At 73.4% G+C, this 3,278-nt stretch carries 4 protein-coding genes; 2 read left to right on the forward strand and 2 right to left on the reverse strand.

Going from position 1 to position 3,278, the window contains the following annotated elements:
- Positions 1 to 113 precede the first annotated feature (113 nt).
- Positions 114 to 1,106, reverse strand: coding sequence for a hypothetical protein (locus ACSIH6_RS39130; protein ID WP_435113905.1), 993 nt, complete (start codon positions 1,104 to 1,106; stop codon positions 114 to 116).
- On the opposite strand from ACSIH6_RS39130, the gene ACSIH6_RS39135 reads away from it, so the two are divergent.
- The gene (locus tag ACSIH6_RS39135; protein ID WP_435113907.1) at positions 1,068 to 1,751 is read left to right on the forward strand and encodes a tetratricopeptide repeat protein; all 684 of its coding nucleotides are present in this window, start codon (positions 1,068 to 1,070) and stop codon (positions 1,749 to 1,751) included. The genes ACSIH6_RS39130 and ACSIH6_RS39135 overlap by 39 nt on opposite strands.
- A gap of 65 nt (positions 1,752 to 1,816) precedes the next feature.
- Positions 1,817 to 2,239 carry an NUDIX domain-containing protein gene (locus tag ACSIH6_RS39140; protein WP_435113909.1) on the forward strand — a complete coding sequence of 141 codons (423 nt, stop codon included), beginning with the start codon at positions 1,817 to 1,819 and terminating at the stop codon, positions 2,237 to 2,239.
- Here ACSIH6_RS39140 and ACSIH6_RS39145 read toward each other — a convergent pair.
- Positions 2,229 to 3,164: a GNAT family N-acetyltransferase gene (locus ACSIH6_RS39145; protein WP_435113911.1), complete on the reverse strand. Its 936-nt coding sequence runs from the start codon at positions 3,162 to 3,164 to the stop codon at positions 2,229 to 2,231. The genes ACSIH6_RS39140 and ACSIH6_RS39145 overlap by 11 nt on opposite strands.
- Positions 3,165 to 3,278 lie beyond the last annotated feature (114 nt).

Here is a 3,278-nt window from a genome sequence, read left to right on the forward strand (position 1 = left end):
AACACGAAGCCCCGGTCTGGTGTGCGCGGACGCTGACGGGAAAGTAGGACCTTGGGCACCTGCACTCTGGTGATGAGCGGCGACACCATGTCGTAAGCTGGAAAGCACGAGTACTATGACGCGCTGCTACTGCTCAAGGTGGCAGCGCTTTTGAGTGTTGACGGACGGGTTGGATGACTGAGGACAGCCGATCGGGAGACCGCGAGGACTCCGGAGCCAACGAGCGCGGCGGTTATCGCTCCGGTGGACCTGGTGGTCGGGGACGCGGTGACGGACCCCGCGCCCGGTCCGGCTACAGCGGTTCCAGAGATGACAGAGGTCGTGACGACCGGCGCGGAGGATACCGCCGTGACGACCGCGACCGCGGGGGCTACCAGGGTCGCGACGAGCGTCGCGGCGGTGGCGGTTTCCGGGGTCGTGACGAACGACGTGATGACCGAGGTGGCTTTCGCAGCGGAGGCAGCGGAGGCAGCGGAGAGCGCCGCGACGATCGTGACCGTGGCGGTTTCCGCGGTGGAGACCGTCGCGATGACAGGGGCGGCTTCCGCGGCGGAGAGCGCCGCGACGACCGTGGCGGGTTCCGCAACCGTGACGACCGCGACCGCGGAGGCTTCCGTGGCGGAGACCGTCGGGACGACCGTGGTGGGTACCGCGGCCGTGACGATCGCGGGGATGCCCGGCGGGATGATCGCGGTGGATTCCGTGGCCGCGACGACCGCAGGGATGATCGGCGTGACGACCGCGGCGGCTTCCGCGGCGGAGAGCGCCGTGACGACCGGCGGGGCGGCGGCTTCCGGGACGGCGGGCGCAGGGACGACCGCCGTGGCGGCGGGTCCCGCGGCCGTGACGACAACAGGGGCGGAGGCTTCCGAGGTCGGGACGATCGCAGGGACGACCGGCGTGACGACCGCCGTGCGCCGCGTGAGGACCGCGACCCGGCCGACATCGCACCCCAGCTCCCGGAGGAGGTCAGCTACTCCCAGCTGGACCCCGAGACCAGGCGCGACCTCCACTCGCTGCCCAAGTCGCTGGCCGAGCTGATCGGCAAGCACATCGTCGCCGCGGGCATGCTCCTGGACGAGGACCCCGAGCGGGCCTACGCCCACGCGGCCTACGCGCGCCGCAAGGCGTCGCGCGTTCCCGGCGTCCGGGAGGCCTCCGGCGTGGCCGCCTACACCGTCGGCAAGTGGCAGGAGGCCCTGTCCGACCTGCGCGCAGCCCGCCGGATGAGCGGACGCGACAACTTCCTCGCCCTCATGGCCGACAGTGAGCGCGGCCTGGGCCGTCCCGAGCGGGCGCTGGAGATCACCAACGACCCGGCCGCCAAGGACCTGGACGTCGCCGACCGTATCGAACTGCGCATCGTCGCCTCCGGGGCCCGCCGGGACATGGGCGACACCAAGGCCGCCCTGGCCGAACTCCAGGTTCCCGAGCTCAAGGAGCGGCGCGCCCGTCCGTGGGTCGCCCGCCTCTTCTACGCCTACGCCGACGTCCTGGAGGAACTGGGCCGCGAGGACGACGCCCGCGAGTACTTCTCGCGCGCCTCGGCCGTGGACAGTGACGGGGTCACCGACGCCGACGAGCGGCTGGCCGCCCTGGAGGGCATGGAGCTGGTCGACTACGACGCCGAGGACGGCATCGTCTGGACCGACGCAGAGGAGCAGGAGCCCCTGGAGGAGCCGCAGGAGGGCGCGTCCCCGCGTGACCGCGACCGCGGCGAACAGCACCGCGGCCGCGAGGACCGGGACTGAGTTCCTTTCACGGAACCGGCGGTACCGCACCGCCGGGCGGAGACGCTCCGCTCGGCGGTGCCGTCGTGCGCCTGGGGCTCCTCCCCGAGGCCCACGACTCCGTGGTGTGTCTGACCTACACCGGTGACCGACCCCTGCTCGTACGCAACCGGCACCGGGCCTGGGAGTTCCCCGGCGGGCACGCCGAACCGGGGGAGACCCTCCAGGACACCGCGCGCCGCGAGGCCCGGGAAGAGGCCGGCGCCACCCTCGGCGACATACGGACCGTCGGCCACTACGTGCTCTCCGGCGGGCACGTCACGGTGGTCACCCATGCCCAGGTGACCGCGCTGGCCCCGCTGACCGGGGAGTTCGAGACCGTGGAGGTGCGCGCCTTCGACATCCTGCCCTCCGACGGCGAGCTCTCCTGGGCGGATGGCCTCTACGCCCATCTGCTCCGGGAGCTGGGGCTGCCCGGGGCGCCGCCGGGACCGGTCGCTAACTCCTGAGCCGCCTGACGTAGACGGTCTCCGAACCGACCGGGGCGTAGCCGAGCCGCCGGTTCGCGGCCAGCATCGGCGCGTTGTCCTCGTGGTTGCCGGTGTAGGCGTACCGCATGCCCCGTTCGCGGGCCCGGTGCAGCGCCGTGGCCTTGGCGTACCCGGCCAGGCCGCGCCCCCGGAACCCGCGCAGGGTGCCGGTCATGGACGACTCCATCCGGGTCTCCCCGTCGCAGACGTAGCAGGTGATGGCGGCCGGTACGCCCTCGACCAGCGCCAACAGGGACAGGTCCGGTGCGCGGAGCGGGTGCTCCCACACGTCCTTGTACCACCCCTCGTAGGAGGGGAACCACGACTCCGCGCCGGGCTCGTCCAGGCTGGCCAGCCTGTCGACCTCGTAGATCTCGCGCGGGTCGTCGGCGTAGTCGCTGAAGGGCCGCAGTTCGACGCCCTCGGGCGCTCTCGGCGGGTCGGGGAGCGCGGCCAGGTCCAGTCCCAGGACGCGGTGGGTGTCCTCCGGCGCGTACCCCCGCTCCAGCACCGTCCGTCGGAAGGCCCCGCCTCCGGCCTGGACGCCCTCGTCGGCGGCCTCGGTCCGCAGCACCTCGGCCCCGCCCTCGACGAGGTGGCGCTCCGAGGCGCTCAGCAGGCGCGCGCCCACGTCCGTGTCCCGGTGGGAGGCGGCGACCGTGGCGAGGAGGGACCGGCCGCTGCGGGGGCCCTCGCCGTCGCACCGCAGCACGGAGCGCAGGAAACCCACCGGGGCCCCGCCCTCCACCGCGAGCAGGGTGGTCTCGCGACTGCCGGGCGGGGGGTTCTCCGTCCGCCAGCGCATCGCGTCCTCGGTCAGCACGCGGCAGGGGTGGACGGCGCGCAGGAGTGGGAGGACCCGGGGGACGTCGGCCCACTCCATGGTGCGGATCTGAGTCGTCATGGGGGTGAGACTAGGTCCGGGGCCCGGCGAGCGCACCCGCTTTTCCGCGGGCTCCGTCGCGCCCGGCGGCCGGGCGCGACCGCCGGGACGCGCTCCGCACCCTTGTGGGGGGGA

This window comes from Nocardiopsis synnemataformans (assembly GCF_965343085.1).
Classification (GTDB): domain Bacteria; phylum Actinomycetota; class Actinomycetes; order Streptosporangiales; family Streptosporangiaceae; genus Nocardiopsis; species Nocardiopsis alborubida.